Genomic DNA, 19,905 nt, shown 5'->3' with positions numbered 1-19,905 from the left:
TTTCACCTTTAAATGCTCTCTGGCGAGCAGGGAGGAATTATGAATAATGTGACGAGAGTCTTAATCGTGGATGACGATGAGGACGATTACCTGCTCACGAGTGACTACCTGCGAGACATTCCGGGCAGTCAGTTTGCGTTAGAGTGGGCTAATAGCTATTCCAGTGCCCTGGAAAAACTCAAAAACAGCAATCCCCAAATTGCCTTCGTAGACTTCTTTCTCGGAGCTAAAACGGGCCTTGACCTAATCGAAGAAGTACACGCCATTGGATTGTCTACGCCCATGGTACTACTCACGGGTCGTGGTGACCGTAAAGTGGATGAAGAAGCCACGAAACGGGGAGCTGTGGATTACCTAGTTAAACGGGATTTGAACGCCGAAAAACTCGAACGCTGTATTCGTTACGCACTCGAGCGGGCGGCTACGCTCAACACCCTCCGCGAGAGTGAACGCCGGTACCGGAGTTTGTTTAATCAGTTGCGGGAAATGATTTTTCTGGCGAGTCCTTCGGGTGAATTCTTGTACGTCAATCCGAACGGTAGCGAATTACTGGGCTATACCCCGGAAGATTTTACCCAGAAGCGGATGCCCGAACTTTTCGAAAGCACGGAACGCTACGCTATTTTTTCTTCCATACTTGATCAGTTCGGCGAAATCGAAGACTTTGAGGTGGCTTTACTGACCAGTCAGGGAGAAAAACGTTACTGTACGATCTACGCTAGTGTACAGAACGACGGCTTTGGCGTGCGGCAAATTCAGGGAATTGTCCACGATATTACGGCCCGAAAGAAAGCCGAACGAGATACATTGCTTACGGAGAAACTGGCGGCTACCGCCCGCTTGGTACGTACACTGGCTCATGAAGTACGTAATCCGCTCACCAATATCAATTTGTCGGCGGATGAACTACTCACGGGAATGGAAGACGATACCCTGATGATGTATCCCCAGATTATCAAACGCAACTCTCAGCGAATTAATGATCTGATTTCGGAGCTTCTCAATTCCTCCCGGCAAGCAGAAATCAATCTGGCCGACTTCTCAATCCACCAGATTCTCGACGAGACGCTAGCCCTGGCGATGGACCGGGTTCAATTAAAAAATATAACGTTGCAGAAAGATTACGGCGAAGATTGCTTCGTAAAGGTTGACAAGGAGAAAATCAAAATTGCGATTCTCAATATCATTGTCAATGCTATTGAAGCCATGGAACCCGAAGTAGGTATTCTTCACGTGCAAAACCATGTAGCCGGTGACTTCTGTTACGTAACCATTGAAGACAACGGATCGGGCATTCCAGCGGAAAATTTGGGTCGTTTGTTCGAACCCTATTTTACGTCTAAAAACAATGGAATTGGTTTGGGTTTGGCCGCTACGCTGAGTATTGTTCAGTCGCACAAAGCCCGTATTGATGTCGAATCAGAAGTGGGCGTTGGTACGGCCTTTACGATTTCATTTCCGCTGGCCGGAACCGAAGCCGAAGATTTTTAGTACTTACATTAGTATAAAAAAGCCCTCGCTCGTGCACGAGCGAGGGCTTTTTTTATTCATTCAAAGGTGACCCCATGATTCGTTGTCGGTGCATTTCCCCCCATCTACTCAGGGATTCCAGCACATCCTGAAGTGTATCACTGTATTCCGTCAGTTCATATTCAATAACTACGGGCGTTTCTGTATACACCACCCGTTTAATGAATCCGTTGATTTCCAACTCTTTTAGTTCGTGGGAAAGTACTCGGGCTGAGATCCCTTCTACCGCTCGTTGAATCTCATTAAATCGCTTGTTCCCTTCCTGCAGGGCGATGATGATTCGTAGTTTCCACTTTCCACCAATGACGTACAAAGCATCACCAATGGCTCCCAGCTTGTTGGTACACGCCTGAGCAGACAACGGAAGCTTTTCTTCTAGCTGAAACATAACGACTGATTTTTAAGGTCTTACACTAACCCAAAGGTTATCACTAACCTTTTGTATACTGCTAACTTTTAGTAAGTAAAGGTACATACTTTTGTTTCAAAAAAACAGAACAATGAAAGCAACCAACCTTATTTACTGGATCACGACCGGATTAGTAGCGGTGATGATGAGCTTTTCGGCCTATATGTACCTAATGAGTCCAGAGATGGAGAAAGCTTTTCAACACCTGGGTTTTCCCGCCTACTTTCGCGTAGAACTCGCCATCGCTAAACTACTAGGCGTGGTAGGTTTGATGATTCCCTTTACGGGCCGATTGAAAGAATGGGTCTACGCCGGATTTACGATCAATTTTATCTCCGCATTCATTGCCCATACGGCTTCCGGTGATCCCCTTTCAGCTAGCGTAGCTCCGCTGATTTTTCTGGGATTGCTCCTGACCTCGTACGTCATGTATCACAAACGGCAAAAGCATACGGCTCCCGCTGCGACACTTGTCGCTTTAGCCTAGTGTTAAGTTTATAAAAAAAGCCGTATCGAACGTTCGATACGGCTTTTTTTATGAAAAATGCATTCCCTTACTGCAACACTTTTTCCGGTGAAGCCGTCGATTGTTTCTCCCGAAATACGGCAATAAATAGCAGAAGAATAATACCCGCAATGCCCGCTGGTACCATCCAATAACCACTCCAGTTTACCCCCGCTTCCGTCGTAAAGGTATCTTTCAGAACGCCCGAAATGTACGAGCCGATGCCCATTCCCACGCCGTAGGTAGCAAACGTGATCAGACTTTGAGCCTGCGTTTTAATCCGTTCGCCGGCTTTGTTATCGGTATAGATTTGTCCGGTTACGAAGAAGAAGTCGTAGCAAACGCCGTGCAGAATGATCGCCATGTACAGAATCCACTCACCGGAACCAGCATCGCCAAAACCAAAGCACAGGAAGCGGACAATCCAAGCGATCAATGCAACGATGAACGTCCACTTTACGCCCAGTTTGCTATACGACAGCGGTAACAGCAGCATGAAGATTACTTCGGAAGCCTGTCCCAGCGACATTTTGTTTTCTACGTTCGTCATCCCTGAATCCGTCAGCGAAGGGTTCGCCATGGCGTAGTAAAACGAAAGCGGAATACAGATCAGAATCGAAGACAGGAAGAAAATGGCGAAAGACCGATCTTTGAACAGTACAAACGCATCCGTTCCGAGAATCTGGGAAGCTTTAGCCGGGCCCGTTGCCTTGGGCGGCGTATCGGGTAAGAAAAACGAAAAGACGCCCAGAATCAACGAAGCAACCATCGCAAACTGGAAGATCGTTACCTGATCTCCTACACCCAGGTAGCCCACAATGTTTGCCACCACAATCCACGCAATCGTCCCGGCAACACGAATGTTGGGAAATTCCTTCTCCGGACTCGCCATTTGGTTCATGGCAATACTCGTCGCCAGAGCCAGCGTTGGCGTAAAGGTGAGACAGTACGCCAGAATCAACCAGAAAAACTGATCAGGATTGGTTGCTTGCGTTAGAAAATACAGGACGACTGCCCCCAACAGGTTCAATACACCCAGTACTTTTTGAGCTGAGAAATAGCGGTCCGCGATCATCCCCACGAAAAAGGGTGCAATCAGCATCGCAATCGAAAACGTTGAAAAGGCAGCACCTTGTTGTTCACCCGTAGCTCCCAGCGTCGTTCCCAGGTACTTAGTTACTTGACCATACCACGATCCCCAGCAGAAGAACTGGAGAAACATCATGAGCATGAGTTGAATCCGAACGGTAGACTTCATTTGGTAATGTAAAAGTTAGAGTATAGTAAAATAGACGAAAGACTGTACGCAAAAAGAAGTAGCGTACTTTCCCATAAAGTCAAGCGGTCGGAGTTTTTTACTGCGAGTATACCCATTTTTTCGCGATTCTGTCCCGCTCTAGCGACGAGTTTCGCCAGCATTTCGGCGAAATCCATGGAATGAGGTTCTTTTGTCCAGCGGTATCTCAGGAATACACTTGTCCAATGGGTTCATCAGAGAAGCTTCCCGTTGTGTGTAATTCAATTGTATCTTTGAGCCGTTTGAAAGCTGTATGGAATGAAAAACAAAAACCTCACGACTGAACCGACCCCCGTTTCCACTGCCGGAACCTCCCGAATCCTCCTGTATGTATACGCCGCTTTGTTAGCTTTGATTGGATGGTTTGTTTTTCAGTACATCTTCGACAAGAAACTTTCGCTAACCGGCGATGCTACGGATTACTACATTTTAGGTAAAGCCATTGCTCAGGGGGATGGCTACGTAGGCATCACGGGCCCTGAACGCGTACCCGCCAATCACTTTCCGCCGGGGTATCCCTTTATGATTGCGATGATCATGCGGTTGTTTTCGGACAAAACGACGACCATTCAGGCCTTCAACGGCTTTTTCTTGGTGGTCTCACTTCTCCTCCTGTTCGACATTTTTCGCCGGATGGGCCGGAATATTCACCTGGCTTTCGTCGGGGCATTACTGGTGGCTCTCAACTTCCACATTTTACAGTATGCGACCATGATGATGAGTGAAATGACGTATTTCTTCATTTCGCTGCTGGCCCTGTGGTTTTTCGTGAAGTCAGATCTCAAACGTCCAGTCTGGAAAGATCCCTACTTCTGGGGCTTTGCTCTGGGTGTAGTGGCTTCGTACTACGTGCGGCAAACGGGACTGATGCTGCTGGGTGGAGCCGGACTCTATCTGCTAACTCGGAAGAAGTGGCTGCACATCGTTTTCATGGGCGTGATTTTCGTACTAGGCGTGCTGCCCTGGCAAATCCGGGCTTCGAAGCTGGGCGGCGACAGTCACTTGAGAGATATGCAACGCATCAATCCGCTTCGGCCCGAAGAAGGGGTAGTCCAAGGCTTTGGGGGCTGGGTAGAGCGTTTCTGGCACAATACCGAACGCTATATCACTCGCGAGATTCCTAGTGCCACCCTGAGTACGAACGTGGAAGATTACGCTTCATCCGTTTCTTCGGGGGAATGGCTGGCTGGACTCGCTCTGTTGGCTCTGATTGCTTTAGGCTGGTTCCATTTGCGACAGTATCGCTTACTCATTGCCGGGTATGCACTGGCTACCTTCGCTCTGTTACTGATTTATCCGGAAGTCTGGACGGGGAACCGCTTGATGTTGCACTTAGTCCCCTTCTTCCTGTTTTGCGGACTGTACGGGCTGTATTACCTGATTGGACTGGGCCTGGAAAAAGTACGGGTTACCAGCCCAGTGGTTCGGCGGGTGGCCGTTCCGTTTCTCTTCCTGTTTTTAGTACCCAGCTTTATCGGGCAAACGGCTACGGAGACACGTCCCGGCGATGGTATCAAGTTTCTGCGGCAGATGGCCCGGATTCCTAGCTACGACCCGGCTCACGAAAACTATTTTCAGGCTGCGGCCTGGATTAAGGAATACGCTCCAGCGAATTCCATGGTCGTTTGCCGCAAACCTAGTTTGTTCGTGGTTTTCTCCAATAGCTACGTAACTACGTATCCCTACACGGAAAATCAAAAGGACTTTCGGGAGTATCTGATCAAACGCAAAACCAATTTCGTAGTCATTGACGCTCTAGGCTACTCTTCGACGCCCCGCTACCTGATTCCCTACGTACAGGCCAACCCCGATCAGTTTGAAATTGTCCTGCAACTGCAGAATCCGGATACGTTTCTGTGCCGTTTCCATCCGGAATTGGGTTGGCACGGTCCCTACAATGACAAAGGCATGCCGGCAGGGAAAGGCGAGTATCGCTTCGGCGATGGTCGCAAGTTCGTGGGTACGTTCAGCGACGGTCGCATGCTGTCACTAACGGGCGAAGGTACCTTCTACGATCCACAAGGTAAGGTACTGGGCCCAGCTACGTTTGTGAACGGTCAGCAAAAGTAAAAGGCAAAAAAAGAGAGCAACGGTTGCCGCTGCTCTCTTTTCCTCAATTGGGAAGATAATCCTATTGCTTGTGACGTTTTTCGTCAGAAACGGTCAGTTTCCAGCGACCACGTGCCCGACGGGCTGCTAGTACACGACGTCCATTAGGAGTGCTCATCCGCTCGCGGAAGCCATGCTTGTTGCGACGCTTGCGATTTGATGGTTGGAAAGTTCTTTTCATTGCCTTATCTATTTATTTGGTTATCTGTTATCCGTACAGGCCGTTGAGCTTGAGAACTGACAACGGATAACTCATTTTTCCAGAATCGAGCGGCAAAATTAGCCATAAAATTCTGTTTCACAAGACGTCCAATCAAAAAAAGGATTTTTTTCTCTGTTTTCGGTGTTAGAAAAAGAAAATGGGTCAGCATGAGGGAATTTCAGTGGAATAGAATGGGCTTATTTACAGCATAGTTGAGCTGGCATTCTACGATTTTGATGTCTCTGGATTTGTTTCTATCCGGGCCGCATCTAAACAGCTACGGATCGAATGATTCTCATTTTAGTCCGGAAAATGTCATTGCATATTCCTGCGAAAACCCTTCTCTTTGCGGTTCTTTTGCGATAGCAAACACCGTAGATCGTTGCCTTTCAGCCTAGGTAACGGATAGATGTGGTAAACTTTTTGTAGATTCAAAGCAAAATTGAACAAGCCTCTACCGGGCTTACTTCATCGTTAATATGATTTCAAAAAAAGCCAAATATGCTCTCAAAGCCCTGAAAGTGTTGGGTCAGGAGTTTGGGAACCAAAAACCAGTACTGATTTCCTACATTGCCGAGCAGGAGAAAATCCCCAAGAAATTTCTGGAAGCCATTCTGCTCGATTTGCGGAATCACGGTATTCTGCAAAGCCAGAAAGGGAAAGGTGGTGGTTATATGTTACGGATTCCACCGGCCGAAGTAAACTTTGCCAAAGTACTGCGAATTATCGACGGTCCGATTTCACCCACGCTTTGCGTTTCGCTGTATTTCTACGGAAAATGCGACGACTGTGCTGACGAGCATACCTGTACCTTACGGAATGTCATGCGGGACTGGCGGGATGCTAACCTCCACGTACTCGAACAAACGACGATTGCCGACTTACTGGAGAACAAAGCGGGCGTGAATCTGGAAACACCACAAACGAATAGTTAGTAATGAAAAAAGGCTGGTTCAACCAGCCTTTTTTCATTACTCGGGTTGATGGTAGAGCGTCAGTCCCGCAATGGGTGTCTCCATAATCACACCGATGGTTACGCCTTTTTCCCGGGCTACTCTTCGGATAATGTCGGAGTAATAAAATGCGACCGATCCGGTCAGATGTACGCGGTAACTCGCGTAGTCGGGATATTTAAGAATGTATTTGTCGAAGAACAGTCGAAAGGCATCAGCGGCCAGTTGATAGGCAAAGGGATGCGTACGATTATCGAAGAGAAACTTGGAAAAACCCGCGAAATAGCGATTCGGAAAAGGTTTCTGATACGCATGTTCCAGTACCGTATCCCGATTGATTGTGGGGTACCGCTTCTCGAATTTGCTCTTCAATTCTTCCGGTAATTCCCGGTGCAAATACGCCTGAACCAGGGTTTTGCCCAGGTATCCCCCACTGCCTTCGTCGCCCAGCCAGAAACCCAGCGTATCAACTTTATACTGAATATCTCCGTTAGCGACCTGGCAGGTATTCGAACCCGTTCCCAGAATACACGCGATTCCTGCTTCGCGTCCGCACAAAGCCCGGGCTGCTCCCAGCATATCGGAGTGAGCTTCGATGTGCGTAGCCTCGGGAAACACCGCCGACAGCCCCGCCTGGATAATCGACGCTTTTTCCGGTCCGCTCACGCCTGCTCCGTAAAAGAAAATTTCCGTGACGGGTTCCGTCACTTTTGGTTTCAGACTCAGCGACAGTTCTTTCGCAATCTCTTCCGAGGTCTGGTAAAAGGGATTGAACCCCACCGTACGGGCCTGTGACACGCTTCCATCGGCGGCCAGCATCCGCCAGTCGGTTTTCGTTGATCCACTATCTGCAATCAGTTGCACGTTCGTTTCGTTTAGACGTGATTCCCAGGGATGGGGTTAGCCTTTCAGAGCAATTTCCCGATCACCCGCCCACTGTTTCAAATCCTGCTTGTTAATGGCCGCGGCCATGACTTCCGGGAACATATCGGGCGTACAGGCAAACACGGGAATGCCCAGATCACCCAAAAACTTGGCATTTCCGTGATCGTAATACGGGGCTCCCTCGTCATTCAGGGCCAGCAGACAAATCAGCTGAACGCCCGAAGCTACGATTTCCTGGACGCGTAGCCGCATCTGAGCCAGATTTCCACCTTCGTACAAATCCGTAATCAGGACCAGAATCGTATCGTTGGGTTTTTGAATGACTTGCTGACAATAGCCTAAGGCACGGTTAATGTCCGTACCGCCACCCAGTTGTACGCCAAAGAGCAAATCAACCGGGTCGCGTAGATCTTCGGTCAGATCGACCACTTCGGTATCAAACACGATCATCTGCGTTTTGATGGCCGGAATGGACGCCATGACTGAGCCGAAAATTCCGGAATAGACGACAGAACTGCCCATCGACCCCGACTGATCCAGGCACAGCACTACGTCCTTCAATGAACGTCGCGTTTTTCGCCCAAAGCCAATCAGGTCCTCGGGAATAATCGTCTGATACGTCGGCTGGTAATGCTTGAGATTTTTGCGGATGGTACTCGGCCAGTCCATTTCACTCAACCGTGGACGCCGATTGCGAACGCCTCGATTCAGGGCTCCGCTAATGGATTGAATGGTATTCTGAGCCAGTTTTTCCAGCAACTCATCGACTACCTGCTGTACAACCCGCCGGGCCGTATCGCGGGTTTTTGAAGGAATCAGCTTACCTAATTCCATCAGCGTAGCTACTAGATGTACATCGGGCGTAGCTTGCTCGAGAATCTCCGGTTCAAAGAGTAGTTTCTTTTGTAATTCCGGCTTTTGCAGGGCGTCTTGCTGCATGACCTGTACCACCGACGCCGGAAAGTACGTGCGAATATCCCCCAGCCAGCGGGCTACGTTCGGTTGCGAGGCTCCCGACCCACCCGCCCGTTCGGGACTATACTCAAATTTGCCGCGTATTTCAAAATCGTACAGGGCCGACAGAGCCTTGTCAATCTGGGCTTCCGTAGGGTCGAGAGCCACGCCTGTGCCATCGGCCTGATCTCCGCCCAGCAGCAATCGCCAGCGTTTGAGCGTTTCTTCGTGTATCGCCATGTGTGCTTAATTCAGTCCCAGTAATGCTTTCATCGGTGATAAACTGGCTTCCGCTCGTTCCCAATCGAATTCGCCTTCGGCCCAACTCGTTTGCACGGCCGTTTCCAGGGTTACGGGCGGTTGTTTAGCTTTTTCACCCAGCTTGCGGCGTTCGGCTACTTCGAAGGTCGCAAAGGTCCGACGCAGGACGGGCAGTAACTCCATGAAGATTCCCGCTTCCAGCTCGGCCACCCAGGTATACAGCAATTTCCAGAGAGCTGGGTCGTACAGTAGAATGAGCCCACTGCCGCTTAAGAAGCCTTCCAGCCAGGCCGCCGACTCGCTTGGTTCGTTGCCTTTCGACAGGGCTCGTTCAAACCGCTGCGTCATCAATTCCTCTTCCAGCACTTTGCTGTCGAAGAGCAGTCGTGTACTTCCGCCGGTAATGAGAGCGGGCAGGTGTTCTTTGGTAGCCAGAATTAGTAAGGTATCCCGCCAGGCCTGCACCAGCGATTCGCGTTCGAGCAGACGTACGGATTCGTCCACCTGACGAATAAGGCCGAGCATCCGGCGAGCATTTTCGTCATCCAGTCCGTAACAGGCCGTAGGTAAACCAATGCAGATTCGCGTCAGCAGCCCTTCCACGACCTGCATCAGGGTGGATAAGTCCGTTTTCCGAACGCTTCCGTACCGACTCACTGTGACCAGCGGTTGCAGGGCCATCATCAGTTCCTGCATATCTGCCGACACCGTCGCCAGTTCGCTAATTTTATGAATCAGGCCGTCGAGTACGCCAAACAATTCTGCCGGAATGGCCGCTTCCAGTTTTTGGGCCAGTTCGGTAATAGAGGTACTGCGTTGGGTTTGATCGAGCAGGTACTGCGTGGCCGCATCTTCAATCCGGTTGCCCCAGATGGCTTTTTCAATGAGTTGAAGAATTGCCTCCGGGCTCCATCGCAGTTGCCAGCCTTCCTTAAACGTCCCTTTCCCGGAAATACCCGTCAAACTGCCCCAGGGCACATCCAGCACCCGCAGGCGATGGAGAAAGATACTCCGGGAAAGATCCAGGTCTTTGCGAAGGTCCAGCTCCAGAAACTTGGTCTCTTCCCGAATTTCAAGACGTAGCTTTTTGGCAATCGTTTCAAAATCGGTTTGAATGGGCAACTTCGGTAGTTCGTCGGGCACCTGTCCCATGCGGTGAGCCACGATTAGCTCCTTTTCTACCAATCGCATCAGAATGCCGTCACCCATGCACATCACCGACTGCGTAGCCTCATTTAGCTCGTTCAAACCCGGACGCGGGAGGTTTCGCAAGGTCGCCAGCGAATCCGCCAGTCGGAAAGCTTCGATAATATGAGCCGTGGACACGTCCATCTTCTGCCGACGAAAGAGCCGGGCTACGCGGGTGAGCCATTGTTCGCCCCGGTCTTCGGGTTGATACCAGCGGTGCTCGTACCAGCCCGGCGAGTGAATCCCGGCCCCGTACCCACTCCACCAGCTCATGCGGGTGTTCGTCCAGGGAATCCAGGTCAGGCGTACTTTAGCTTTGGGTAAGCCTTTGACGAGCGGCGTATCCTCCTTTTTGGTCGTTTTCAGATCGGTCAAAGCCGGCACGTGCCAGGCTCCGCAGACCACGGCGATGTTGGCAAATCCCTCTTTCTGAGCTTCGCGAATATGCTGCCGCATGAAGGCTTCCCGAATCGCATCCTGCTGCGGCGTCGGATGGGCCGAAGCGGCCCGAGCCGTTTCCATGGTTAGCTGTACCGCCTCAAAATAAGCCGCCGAATCCCCGATGCGGGGATCCTGTTCGAAGCGTTCCTCCCACCAGTCGTGATAGGTTTCGTAGCCCGCCAGTTCAGCCAGCGTATGCAGCGGCGAAATTTCCCGTTCGGGTGCTTGCTCTTTTTGCAGGGAGTCGATTTTGGGTGCTTCCTCCTTCGCCAGCGAATGCAGTAAAGGCATATCGGTCATGCGTACGCTCACCGCGTGCCGATGAGCGTATTGCACGGCCACCCATTCGGGGGAGTACTCGACAAAGGGGTAAAATACGGCTTTCTGCGGTTCCTCGGCGTCGTAAGCGAGCACGGCTACGGGCGGCTGTAAATCTTTGTGAGCCGTCCAGTGCAGCAACTCCGTCAGTTCGGGCGGCCCTTCCACCAGAATCAAATCGGGCTGAATCTCCGTGAGCCGCTGCTGCACCCGCCGGGCCGATCCTACGCCGTGGTGGCGAATGCCCAACAAATGAATCGTCATAGCGTCAGTTCCTTGCAGGCCCGGTACAGATCGCGGTAGTTTTCGCGGGTCTTCAGTACCGTTTCCAGGTATTCATTCCAGACTACTTTATCCTGAACCGGATCTTTCACCACGGCTCCGATCAGACCCGCAGCCAGATCTTCCGCCGTTACCCGGCCATCGCCAAAGTGAGCGGCCAGAGCCATGCCATTGTTCATCACGGAAATCGCTTCGGCGGTACTCATCGTACCCGAGGGCGTTTTCAGCTTGGCTTTGCCGTCCTGCGTAGCCCCTGAGCGTAATTCGCGGAAGATGGTCACCAGTCGCTGGATTTCAGTCAGGTGGGGAAGCTCCGCTGGCAATTCCAAGGCTTTGGAAAGACTGCTTACGCGGCGTTGTACAATGCTGACTTCTTCATCCATACTCTCGGGTACGGGCAGAATAACCGTATTGAAACGCCGTTTTAAGGCACTCGATAACTCATTGACGCCCTTGTCGCGGTTGTTGGCCGTGGCAATCACGTTGAATCCTTTGGTGGCCTGTACTTCCGAGTTCAGCTCGGGTATGGGCAGGGTTTTCTCCGAAAGAATGGTAATCAGCGTATCCTGTACGTCGGCGGCAATCCGCGTTAATTCTTCGATGCGGGCAATTTTCCCGTCCTGCATGGCCCGCATCATGGGTGTTACGACGAGGGCATTCGGGGAAGGTCCCTCGGCTAGCAGGCGGGCGTAATTCCAGCCGTAGCGAATCGCTTCTTCCCCCGTACCAGCGGTTCCCTGGATGAGCAGCGTTGAATTGCCCGATACCGCAGCGGCCAGGTGCTCGGCTACCCAGGATTTGGCCGTACCCGGCAACCCGTACAGCAACAGAGCCCGGTCAGTAGTCAGCGTTGCCACGGCGATTTCCATCAGGCGGCGACTACCAATGTATTTGGGACTTACTTCGAATCCGTTTTTCAGCGTACCGCCCATCAGGTACGTTACGACCGCTTGCGGCGTCAGGACCCAGTTGGGGGGCCGCTGACCGCTATCCTGTTTCCGCAGTTCTTCTAATTCTTCGGCAAATTGCTCTTCGGCGTGTTGGCGTAAAGCGTTCATTTTTTCGTAAAAAGTAGGTTAGAAAACAGTTATAAAGCTTCGATGCGTTGACGAAGCTGTAGTATTTCCTTCAATAGAACGATAAGTTTTTCTTCGCCCGACTGGTAATACGAAGGCGTATCCGAGGGCCGGAGGGCATCGATCTCCGCGTCGCTCAGCGGGTACCAGTACGCACTGGCCTGCCGAACAAATTCCAGATACACGTGCGAGTTTCTGACCAGCTCGAACGACTCCCGCAAAATATGTTTGCTCAACTTCGACGACCAGGGAGCGGTCAGTAATTCGGAGCGTTGCATACTCAGCTCCCGGAACGAAACGATGGTAAAGATCTTCTCCCAGTCTTCCATCGTGAAGGAAGTAAGACCGGGATACGGAATATGTGCTTTCGCCAGTATGGCAAAGAGTTCAGGGACGCGAAAACGAACGGACGCCTCCATCAGCGATACGTAGCGGGCGTACGAGCGGTCCGCTTTGGCTTTTTCTACGGTAAAAAAAGTAACCACGCCGGGCCAGTCCGTTTTAAGTTCTTCTTTCCATACCCTGGGATCGACCAGTACCAAAGCTTCGGTAAACCAGAATTCGATTATCGATTGGTACTGATAGGAATCCGTATGTTGGGCCGCAAAGCCCCATTGCTGGTGAAAGCGTTCCATCGAAAAGAACGCATCTTCGGTTTCGGGCAGTACCAGTTTGGGATCGGAAGAGACCAGTCCCAGCAGTTTCTTTTCGCGAACGACATACTTCCGCATTTCCTTCTGCATCAGCCGCCGTTCGGGCGAATCGGGTAAGGTGGCCAGCAGACGGATGAGCAGTTGACGGGTTTCCTGCTGGATGGGTTTGTTGCCCTTCAATTCCTGTTGCACCTGCCGGAGAAAAGGCTCGTCAGCGGGAGATAAATCCAGAAAGAGTACGTCCAGAAAATCTTTCCGTTCGCGGGCGTTGAGTTCGGGCCAAGCCTGTGCGAGTCGCTCGCGGGCGGCGGCGGAGTTTTGCTTTCGCAGGGTCGTTAGTACCTGCTTTCGTTCACTGATCTTGCCTTCCTCCCAGCCCGCTTCCGAAGCTTTGGTTTTCCAGGGTTCGTAAAAATTCCGTAACCACTCGCCCCGTTTGCCCTGCACGGGAATCAAGGCTTCCTGTACGGAGTCAAGTCCGATGTTTAGTAGCGAAACCAGCCAGGCGGGCGGTACAATCCAGTCCTTTTGAGCTATTTTTTGTAAGAGTAAACCCAGTAAAACCGGATTCAGCGGTTGTTGATCCAGCAGGGTTTTGAGAATGCGAACTGCTTCCGCCGGGGCAATGGCCTTCTCTTCGGCTTCGGCAAGGGGTACGCCCGCAGATTCCAGCACGGGAACCCGGCGACCCGCCCGTTCGTACTGGTAGGTAAGAGCGGCGGCCTGTAAGAAAAAACCTTCGCGGTCCTGCGGATTGGCCTGAGTTAGTGCCTGCTGAAGGGGTTCGGGCAAGGTTTCGAGGGAAAACCTGCCTTTCTCCGTTCCCAGCAACGCCACTTGTACGAGTTCATTCCAGGTATTCATGCGGCTTAGGAAGGTAAAAGTTGATACTGATCATCCAGCCAGATACCGAGCGGATAGACCGTACCGTCGCTGTAGCGTACCGATAAGGTCAGGGGATTTCCGCCACCGAGAGCCAGCAGATGGAAAATTTTCATTTCGTAAAATTCCTCCGAGAGCGGTACAACCCGGTTTTCAGTATCCCGCAATACCCATTGATCGCCTACCCGTACCAGCGATACCTTTTCTATCCACAGCGGAATTTGATCAGCCCAGGGTTGAGCCAGCCAGATTTGGTTCAGGAACGCCTCTGCCTCCAGCCAGTTGGCAAATGCCAGCGGTGGTGTATCTAAAGTGGAATAGCCGGAATGATTACTAACGATCGCTCGAAAAGGAAAAGCCGAGGGAAAGAAGCGTAACTCCGCCCGGGAACTCGTGCCCGGTACCAGGGGCGTTTCGATGCCCGCATTCTGATACGCGAAATTCAGTACCAGTGCGATGCGGTTCGTCTGATGCCCCCAGAGCCAGTTTTGTTGCACGGTAATCCGCTCTTCTTCCCGCGTCAGGCGACCCAGTACCAGCCAGTCATCCGTGACGACTTCGCCTTCCGCATCCAGGTCTTTCGCCGAGCGGCTCCAACCGAGGGCCGTTTTAATATCTTCCTGTACGGGAATGGGCAAGGAATCCAGATTTTTGAACGCCTCCGTCCAGACAAACAGCTTGGTACACTGTTCTAGCACCTGACTCTGCCAGTCAGAGCCCGCGTACGGAATGGCATTGAAGGCTTTCACGGCATTCGCCAGTCCGGTCGCCTGAGCATCGACCATTCGGGCGGCGGTCTGATCAAAATGCCGGTAGCCGCGTTCGGGTACGTTTAGGGTTCCCGTTCGCACCATATCCCGCAGCCACTGGCCCAGCTCCGTAACGCCGCCCTGTACTTTTCGGAGGCGTTCCTGTTGCCGTTTCTGCCGATCTTTTTCTTTCTGCTCGTCCGTTGCGGGTGAGGCCACCACGGATTCAGCGGCTTTTTCGGCTTTCGTCTGGCGTTTATCCATCCACTCGCTTACCCAAGCGGGTTCTTCGGGCGGAGACTGAAAGGCAGGTGAGCATTTAGCAAAGAGTAACAACAGCCCCAGGCCGTGTTTGCAGGGAAATTTCCGGCTGGGGCAACTGCATTTAGAGGCCATTTGCCCCAGGTCTATCTGGGTGCGGTAGGGATCCTTGCCGCTCCCCTGTAGCTCGCCCCACAGGACGCGGTCGTTGAATGCCAGCGTCAGCCATTTATTCTCAACGGCTAAGGCTTTGCCTGCTTTGAGCGAAGCAGCATCGGGAGCTAATGAAACGACTTGTTCTTCCGTTATTGAATTCACGTGGTTCGCTTAATACAACATCCTTCAAGGGGGTAAAGAAAAACAATGATTCGGAAAATGCCCGTATGAGTCAGCCCAGGCCAACCGCACGTTTCTCCTCATCTGACAGAAAATCAAAGACTTAGTTCCGTCATTTTTTTTCCAGGATTATTCCCTTTTCCCCCCGAAAGCTACGTGGTTGTTTAGGTTACCCGCCCAAAATCCGGGCTTTTTTTCGTAGCTTAGGCCATCTAACATTTCTAGTATGGCCGATTTATTTCACAAACAAACCCGCTTTTTCCTATGCCCGAGCAAAGCCCGGCGGACGGCTACGGCGGGTACGTTGTACGGTCATTTCTGTAAGCTTCACCGCATCCGTACCTCTTCCGATCAGCTGCTCTACGTCATAGCCACGGCGGGTGAAATTCCGCAGTCGTACCGCTTTCCTGGTTTTATATAAACGAAGGGCCGCCGCCTTTCGGTTTTCTCCCTTTTTTACTCCTAGTTAGCGATGTACACGACGTTTGAATCCCCTACCCAGCGAGCAATTGCCCTTGAAGAGCGATACGGTGCTCACAATTACCACCCCCTTCCCGTAGTCCTGAGCCGAGGCCAGGGCGTATACGTTTGGGATGTAGAAGATAAACAGTATCTCGATTTTCTTTCCGCGTATTCGGCGGTGAATCAGGGTCATTGCCACCCCGCGATCATTGCTGCGTTGACCAAGCAGGCTCAGCGACTAACGCTTACCTCCCGTGCGTTTTACTCGGATAAACTTGGCGAATGCGAAAAGTATCTGGCCGAATACTTTGGTTACGATAAGGCATTGATGATGAATTCGGGCGTGGAAGGCGGTGAAACGGCTCTGAAACTCACCCGAAAATGGGCATATAAGGTCAAAGGGATTGCTCCCGATCAGGCGAAAACGGTGTTCGCCGCCGGAAACTTCTGGGGTCGTACGCTGGCCGCCATCTCGGCCTCGACGGATCCCGACAGCCGGAACGAATACGGACCTTTCCTGCCCGGTTATGTCATCATTCCCTACAATGACCTGGCGGCTCTGGAAGCAACCTTGGCCGCCGATCCGACCATCGCTGGCTTCATGGTGGAACCCATTCAGGGTGAAGCGGGCGTAGTCGTACCCGACGAAGGGTATCTGCGGGGCGTTCGTGACCTCTGTACGAAATACAACGTACTCTTCATTGCCGATGAAGTGCAAACGGGTCTGGGCCGTACGGGCAAACGACTGGCTTGCGATCACGAAGGCGTTCGCCCAGACATCCTGGTACTAGGCAAAGCTTTGTCGGGGGGGGTGTATCCCGTTTCCTGCGTACTGGCCGACGACGAGATTATGCTAACCATTCGTCCCGGCGAACACGGGAGCACCTACGGCGGAAATCCGCTGGCCTGTGCCGTTACGATGGCCGCTCTGGATGTAATTCAGGAGGAAAAACTTGCCGAAAACGCCGAGCGAATGGGCGAGCTGTTTCGCCGCCGCATGAGTGAACTCAGCCAGAAAAGTGATCTGATTACGCTGGTTCGGGGAAAAGGCTTACTCAATGCTGTAGTCATCAATGATATAGAAACGAGTAATACCGCCTGGCAACTGTGTCTGGATTTAAAAGACCGGGGTTTACTGGCCAAACCCACGCACGGCAATAAAATCCGCTTTGCTCCACCCCTGGTGATTACCGAGGCTCAGATGGAGGAGGCTTGTGCGATTATCGAGCAAGCGGTACTAGCTCAGTAACTGATCTGGATCTATTTATTCAATTTTCATACCCAAGGATTTCCTTCTTATCATCGGAAGGAAATCCTTATTTTTTGTACCGCTTACTAGTAAAAGCCATTCATCCTGTAATTTTGAAGACGAACTAAATTCGCCTACTCCTAGAAACGCTTTCTTTGTAAAGTCAACTAAGAAGAAGCCCCCGTTTTATTATGAAATACCTTCTACCTTCCTTTAATACCCCTTTATTAAGTTTACTAGTGGGGTTATTGAGTACGCTTTCCGTGACGGCCCAGCAAGTGGGCTGGGTCACGTTCGATCAGCTTCCCCGCGACAATCAGCTTTACGCCCGCGACGATAACAATACAGCCATTGTACCCATCTCGGGTCGAACGACGGGTACGGACTGGGAATATATGTCGGTAATTACGTATCGGAACAATCAAAAGTATTCCTACCACAAAGCGGCCTTTACCTTTATCCCCAATACGACCCGGGCAACCTTTCAGTTGTCGCCGACCATCAAGGCCGAACTCGCCGACTATTCCTTTCAGGTGTACTGCTGCCGTAAGCAGGATTCGGTACTGATGGCCACTCGATCGGACGTGGTGGCGGGTGATTTTTTTGTGATCCAAGGCCAGTCCAATGCCAATGCCCTTAAGCCTTACAACTATAGCGGTAAATATGCCCGCACCTTTTCGAGTACCCCCGCTCAGAGTCCGAATGGGGTTTCCCAAGCCGACACAAACTGGATTGACGCGGGTTGGGCCGTTTCTCCGGTCGGTTATTGGGGCCGGGAATTACAACGGCAGATCATTGAGACCTATAAAATTCCCGTTTGCGTAGTCAACGGAGCGTTTCCGGGGACAAAAATTGCTGAGCAATTAGCCGGTATTTACGACCATTTGCTGTACCGAATTCAAAAATCCCGCATCAGTCGCATCCGGGCGTATTTTTATTACCAGGGTGAAGATGACATCCTGGGCTTTACGGAAAATTATCCAGCTCAGTTTGACCAGTTGCAGAAGAAATGGCAAAAGGACATGCCCATGGTCGACCGCTTCGTGATTATGCAACTCAACCTACTCGCTTCCGCTAATTATACGGCCGGAGCCATTCGGGAATTGCAGCGAAAAAGTCCAATGCTGTATCCGAAGAATGACCACTTTGCAACCGTAGGCTTACCCGAATACGATGGCATTCATTATGAAGTACCAGGTTATCAGGAACTCGCCGAACGGCTTTTCCGCTTTCTTTCGCCCAAACTCTATAAATCCACGGATACCCTGCAGATTCGTACCCCTAACATCCAGAAAGTATTTTACGGAAACGCCGAAAAAACGAGTATTGTGCTGGAATTTGATGCCAACCAGACCATGGTATGGCCTGCCGACCAGGTAGTAACCGACCTATCCGGCAAGTCCGTTACCGTCAGCCTAAAAGACTTTTTTTACCTCGACGGAAAGGAAACTTCCGTAGCTCCCGTCACTTCGGGGCAGGCCAGTGGCAATCAGGTAGTACTGACGCTTCGAAATCCAATCGCAGCAACCAAGCTTAATTACCTGCCTTCGTACAACATCCTGACAAATCTACGTGCCTTCCCAGGACCCTTTTTGTCCAATAGCCGGGGGTTGGGAGCATTTACTTTTCACGAATTCCCCATTGCCACGGCCCTTGAGTTATCCCTAAAAGCTCAACTCAACCGAAGTGTCGTCTCGCTGAACTGGCCAGCCGTAACGAATGTCCAGCGTTATCGGCTGGAGCGGAAGACGGCTTCATCCAACACCTATGAATTACTAGCCGAACTGAAGGGTGACGCCACTTCCTACGAAGATCTAAATACGGAACCCAGCCAAACCTATACGTATCGGCTAAAGGCCATTAGTGCGGTTTCTGAATCGCCGTACGCGTCCGCTGAAATTCAAAGTCCTGCTTTGTCAGAAGCGTACTTAACGGCGAACTGGCGGGTTATGCCTAATCCCGCCACCACAAACATCTCTCTGACGTTTGGAGCAACGCTGAAAGGGACCTTGACGCTGTCTAGTTTGCAGGGTACCAAACTGGCCCAACGGGAGATTTCCGAAGAAAAATCGACGGACTTGAACGTGCAAACGCTTAAACCCGGTATCTATGTACTGACGCTGGTGACCGATACGGGCCTGAAAGTAAGTAAACGATTAATGAAGTATTAACCCGTCGAAAGTCTAAGCGAATTCGACTGATGTAGGCAGGGGCCATCCGCAGGGATGCCCTTTGCTAGTTTTCCCCAGTACCTGAATCCTTCTTCCTAATCATGACGCAAACCTCTCCTTCCCACACGACTCGACCCCTTATTGCTTCACTGGTTTTCCTGGTGATATACGCGTTGATTTTTGTCTATAAACGCTTTTTCAGCGAAGCCCTGTATCAGGATGAAATACACTTTCTACAAACGGCCATTCAGTTTAGCAAAGAGCCGATTCCTTCGCTGCGTTTACTTGAAACGTACGGAGAACTGAACACGCCTCTCCCCTTCATACTGGGTGGCTGGATCATTCGTTTGTTTGGCGAAGACATTTTTTACCTACGGATGTTGAATTTCGTATTGAGTTACGGCATTCTTCTCCTCTTTATCTGGACCCCACCCCGGCCTACGGCTCGCCTGTGGGTGAGCCTGATTGGCATTTTCCTGTTTCCTAGCTACTACCTCTGCAGCATTTATTACTACACGGACATTATTGCTATGATCTGCGTGCTGCTGGGTTTTGTATATTATCTACGGAATTCCCACGGGGTAGCCAGTCTGTTTTTTATTGCGGCGGTTTGTTCACGCCAGTACATGATTGCCTTTCCAGCCGCAATCCTCATGCACCTGGCCTGGCAATCGTATCAACAAAATGGCTGGGGATTTATACCTGTTTTTTTCAAGCAAACCCCCTGGATTG

Annotated in this window: 16 protein-coding genes and 1 pseudogene; 8 read left to right on the top strand and 9 right to left on the bottom strand. The window is 51.2% G+C overall.

The features are described 5' to 3' along the window. Nucleotides 1-39 precede the first annotated feature (39 nt). Nucleotides 40-1,491, top strand: a complete 1,452-nt coding sequence (locus ACOJTG_RS20925) for an ATP-binding protein (RefSeq protein ID WP_420155617.1) — start codon at nt 40-42, stop codon at nt 1,489-1,491. A 52-nt stretch (nt 1,492-1,543) separates the two neighbouring features. On the opposite strand, the gene ACOJTG_RS20920 is transcribed toward ACOJTG_RS20925, so the two are convergent. Continuing rightward, nucleotides 1,544-1,918 (bottom strand): winged helix-turn-helix transcriptional regulator, encoded by a 375-nt coding sequence (locus ACOJTG_RS20920; RefSeq protein WP_420155594.1) that lies wholly within the window; start codon nt 1,916-1,918, stop codon nt 1,544-1,546. A gap of 112 nt (nt 1,919-2,030) precedes the next feature. On the opposite strand from ACOJTG_RS20920, the gene ACOJTG_RS20915 reads away from it, so the two are divergent. After that, the gene (locus tag ACOJTG_RS20915; RefSeq protein WP_420155593.1) at nt 2,031-2,426 is read left to right on the top strand and encodes a DoxX family protein; all 396 of its coding nucleotides are present in this window, start codon (nt 2,031-2,033) and stop codon (nt 2,424-2,426) included. 67 nt (nt 2,427-2,493) lie between these two features. Here the strand turns inward: ACOJTG_RS20915 and ACOJTG_RS20910 are convergent, their stop codons facing one another. Continuing rightward, the gene (locus ACOJTG_RS20910) at nt 2,494-3,702 is read right to left on the bottom strand and encodes a nucleoside permease (RefSeq protein WP_420155592.1); all 1,209 of its coding nucleotides are present in this window, start codon (nt 3,700-3,702) and stop codon (nt 2,494-2,496) included. 297 nt (nt 3,703-3,999) lie between these two features. Between ACOJTG_RS20910 and ACOJTG_RS20905 the strand changes: the two genes are divergently transcribed. Then, nucleotides 4,000-5,811 carry a glycosyltransferase family 39 protein gene (locus ACOJTG_RS20905; protein ID WP_420155591.1) on the top strand — a complete coding sequence of 604 codons (1,812 nt, stop codon included), beginning with the start codon at nt 4,000-4,002 and terminating at the stop codon, nt 5,809-5,811. 61 nt (nt 5,812-5,872) lie between these two features. Here ACOJTG_RS20905 and rpmH read toward each other — a convergent pair whose 3' ends face one another. After that, complete coding sequence (rpmH, locus tag ACOJTG_RS20900) at nt 5,873-6,031, bottom strand: 50S ribosomal protein L34 (protein WP_093208143.1); 159 nt, start codon at nt 6,029-6,031, stop codon at nt 5,873-5,875. A gap of 500 nt (nt 6,032-6,531) precedes the next feature. Between rpmH and ACOJTG_RS20895 the strand changes: the two genes are divergently transcribed. Next, the gene (locus tag ACOJTG_RS20895) at nt 6,532-6,987 is read left to right on the top strand and encodes an RrF2 family transcriptional regulator (protein WP_420155590.1); all 456 of its coding nucleotides are present in this window, start codon (nt 6,532-6,534) and stop codon (nt 6,985-6,987) included. 36 nt (nt 6,988-7,023) lie between these two features. Here ACOJTG_RS20895 and ACOJTG_RS20890 read toward each other — a convergent pair whose 3' ends face one another. From ACOJTG_RS20890 to ACOJTG_RS20865, 6 genes are read right to left on the bottom strand one after another with little or no spacing between them, the layout of a single operon-like run. Further along, the gene (locus tag ACOJTG_RS20890) at nt 7,024-7,869 is read right to left on the bottom strand and encodes an N-acetylglucosamine kinase (RefSeq protein ID WP_420155589.1); all 846 of its coding nucleotides are present in this window, start codon (nt 7,867-7,869) and stop codon (nt 7,024-7,026) included. Between the two features lie 36 nt (nt 7,870-7,905). Beyond that, a complete protein-coding gene (locus ACOJTG_RS20885) occupies nt 7,906-9,084 on the bottom strand; it encodes a VWA domain-containing protein (RefSeq protein ID WP_420155588.1) in 1,179 nt (392 codons plus the stop codon). A gap of 6 nt (nt 9,085-9,090) precedes the next feature. Beyond that, nucleotides 9,091-11,316, bottom strand: a complete 2,226-nt coding sequence (locus ACOJTG_RS20880; protein ID WP_420155587.1) for a DUF5682 family protein — start codon at nt 11,314-11,316, stop codon at nt 9,091-9,093. Beyond that, nucleotides 11,313-12,392, bottom strand: coding sequence for an ATP-binding protein (locus ACOJTG_RS20875; RefSeq protein ID WP_420155586.1), 1,080 nt, complete (start codon nt 12,390-12,392; stop codon nt 11,313-11,315). Before ACOJTG_RS20875 ends, ACOJTG_RS20880 begins: the two co-directional genes overlap by 4 nt. A 29-nt stretch (nt 12,393-12,421) precedes the next feature. Further along, complete coding sequence (locus ACOJTG_RS20870) at nt 12,422-13,927, bottom strand: DUF5691 domain-containing protein (protein ID WP_420155585.1); 1,506 nt, start codon at nt 13,925-13,927, stop codon at nt 12,422-12,424. 5 nt (nt 13,928-13,932) lie between these two features. After that, nucleotides 13,933-15,273, bottom strand: coding sequence for an SWIM zinc finger family protein (locus tag ACOJTG_RS20865; protein WP_420155584.1), 1,341 nt, complete (start codon nt 15,271-15,273; stop codon nt 13,933-13,935). 244 nt (nt 15,274-15,517) lie between these two features. Here ACOJTG_RS20865 and ACOJTG_RS20860 point away from each other — a divergent pair, with 244 nt between their 5' ends. The 4 genes and pseudogenes from ACOJTG_RS20860 to ACOJTG_RS20845 form a co-directional block, all read left to right on the top strand. Next, a complete protein-coding gene (locus tag ACOJTG_RS20860) occupies nt 15,518-15,712 on the top strand; it encodes a hypothetical protein (protein WP_420155583.1) in 195 nt (64 codons plus the stop codon). 51 nt (nt 15,713-15,763) lie between these two features. Further along, nucleotides 15,764-17,002, top strand: coding sequence for an ornithine--oxo-acid transaminase (gene rocD, locus ACOJTG_RS20855; RefSeq protein ID WP_420155582.1), 1,239 nt, complete (start codon nt 15,764-15,766; stop codon nt 17,000-17,002). A 191-nt stretch (nt 17,003-17,193) separates the two neighbouring features. After that, complete coding sequence (locus tag ACOJTG_RS20850; RefSeq protein ID WP_420155581.1) at nt 17,194-19,173, top strand: sialate O-acetylesterase; 1,980 nt, start codon at nt 17,194-17,196, stop codon at nt 19,171-19,173. A 101-nt stretch (nt 19,174-19,274) separates the two neighbouring features. Next, nucleotides 19,275-19,905: pseudogene (locus tag ACOJTG_RS20845) on the top strand (hypothetical protein); the annotation flags it as partial.

Source organism: Siphonobacter sp. (assembly GCF_048595215.1).
Taxonomy (GTDB): domain Bacteria; phylum Bacteroidota; class Bacteroidia; order Cytophagales; family Spirosomataceae; genus Siphonobacter.
Note: the sequence above shows the minus strand (reverse complement) of the source record. Positions and strands in the feature narration are given on the sequence as shown.

Bases quoted from the DNA above. Each gene is read 5' to 3' on its own strand.
- rocD (WP_420155582.1), top strand. From the start codon at position 15,764: ATGTACACGACGTTTGAATCCCCTACCCAGCGAGCAATTGCCCTTGAA.
- ACOJTG_RS20895 (WP_420155590.1), top strand. From the start codon at position 6,532: ATGATTTCAAAAAAAGCCAAATATGCTCTCAAAGCCCTGAAAGTGTTG.
- ACOJTG_RS20885 (WP_420155588.1), bottom strand. From the start codon at position 9,084: ATGGCGATACACGAAGAAACGCTCAAACGCTGGCGATTGCTGCTGGGC.
- ACOJTG_RS20915 (WP_420155593.1), top strand. From the start codon at position 2,031: ATGAAAGCAACCAACCTTATTTACTGGATCACGACCGGATTAGTAGCG.
- rpmH (WP_093208143.1), bottom strand. From the start codon at position 6,031: ATGAAAAGAACTTTCCAACCATCAAATCGCAAGCGTCGCAACAAGCAT.
- ACOJTG_RS20910 (WP_420155592.1), bottom strand. From the start codon at position 3,702: ATGAAGTCTACCGTTCGGATTCAACTCATGCTCATGATGTTTCTCCAG.
- ACOJTG_RS20925 (WP_420155617.1), top strand. From the start codon at position 40: ATGAATAATGTGACGAGAGTCTTAATCGTGGATGACGATGAGGACGAT.
- ACOJTG_RS20880 (WP_420155587.1), bottom strand. From the start codon at position 11,316: ATGACGATTCATTTGTTGGGCATTCGCCACCACGGCGTAGGATCGGCC.
- ACOJTG_RS20850 (WP_420155581.1), top strand. From the start codon at position 17,194: ATGAAATACCTTCTACCTTCCTTTAATACCCCTTTATTAAGTTTACTA.
- ACOJTG_RS20875 (WP_420155586.1), bottom strand. From the start codon at position 12,392: ATGAACGCTTTACGCCAACACGCCGAAGAGCAATTTGCCGAAGAATTA.
- ACOJTG_RS20905 (WP_420155591.1), top strand. From the start codon at position 4,000: ATGAAAAACAAAAACCTCACGACTGAACCGACCCCCGTTTCCACTGCC.
- ACOJTG_RS20920 (WP_420155594.1), bottom strand. From the start codon at position 1,918: ATGTTTCAGCTAGAAGAAAAGCTTCCGTTGTCTGCTCAGGCGTGTACC.
- ACOJTG_RS20870 (WP_420155585.1), bottom strand. From the start codon at position 13,927: ATGAATACCTGGAATGAACTCGTACAAGTGGCGTTGCTGGGAACGGAG.
- ACOJTG_RS20860 (WP_420155583.1), top strand. From the start codon at position 15,518: ATGGCCGATTTATTTCACAAACAAACCCGCTTTTTCCTATGCCCGAGC.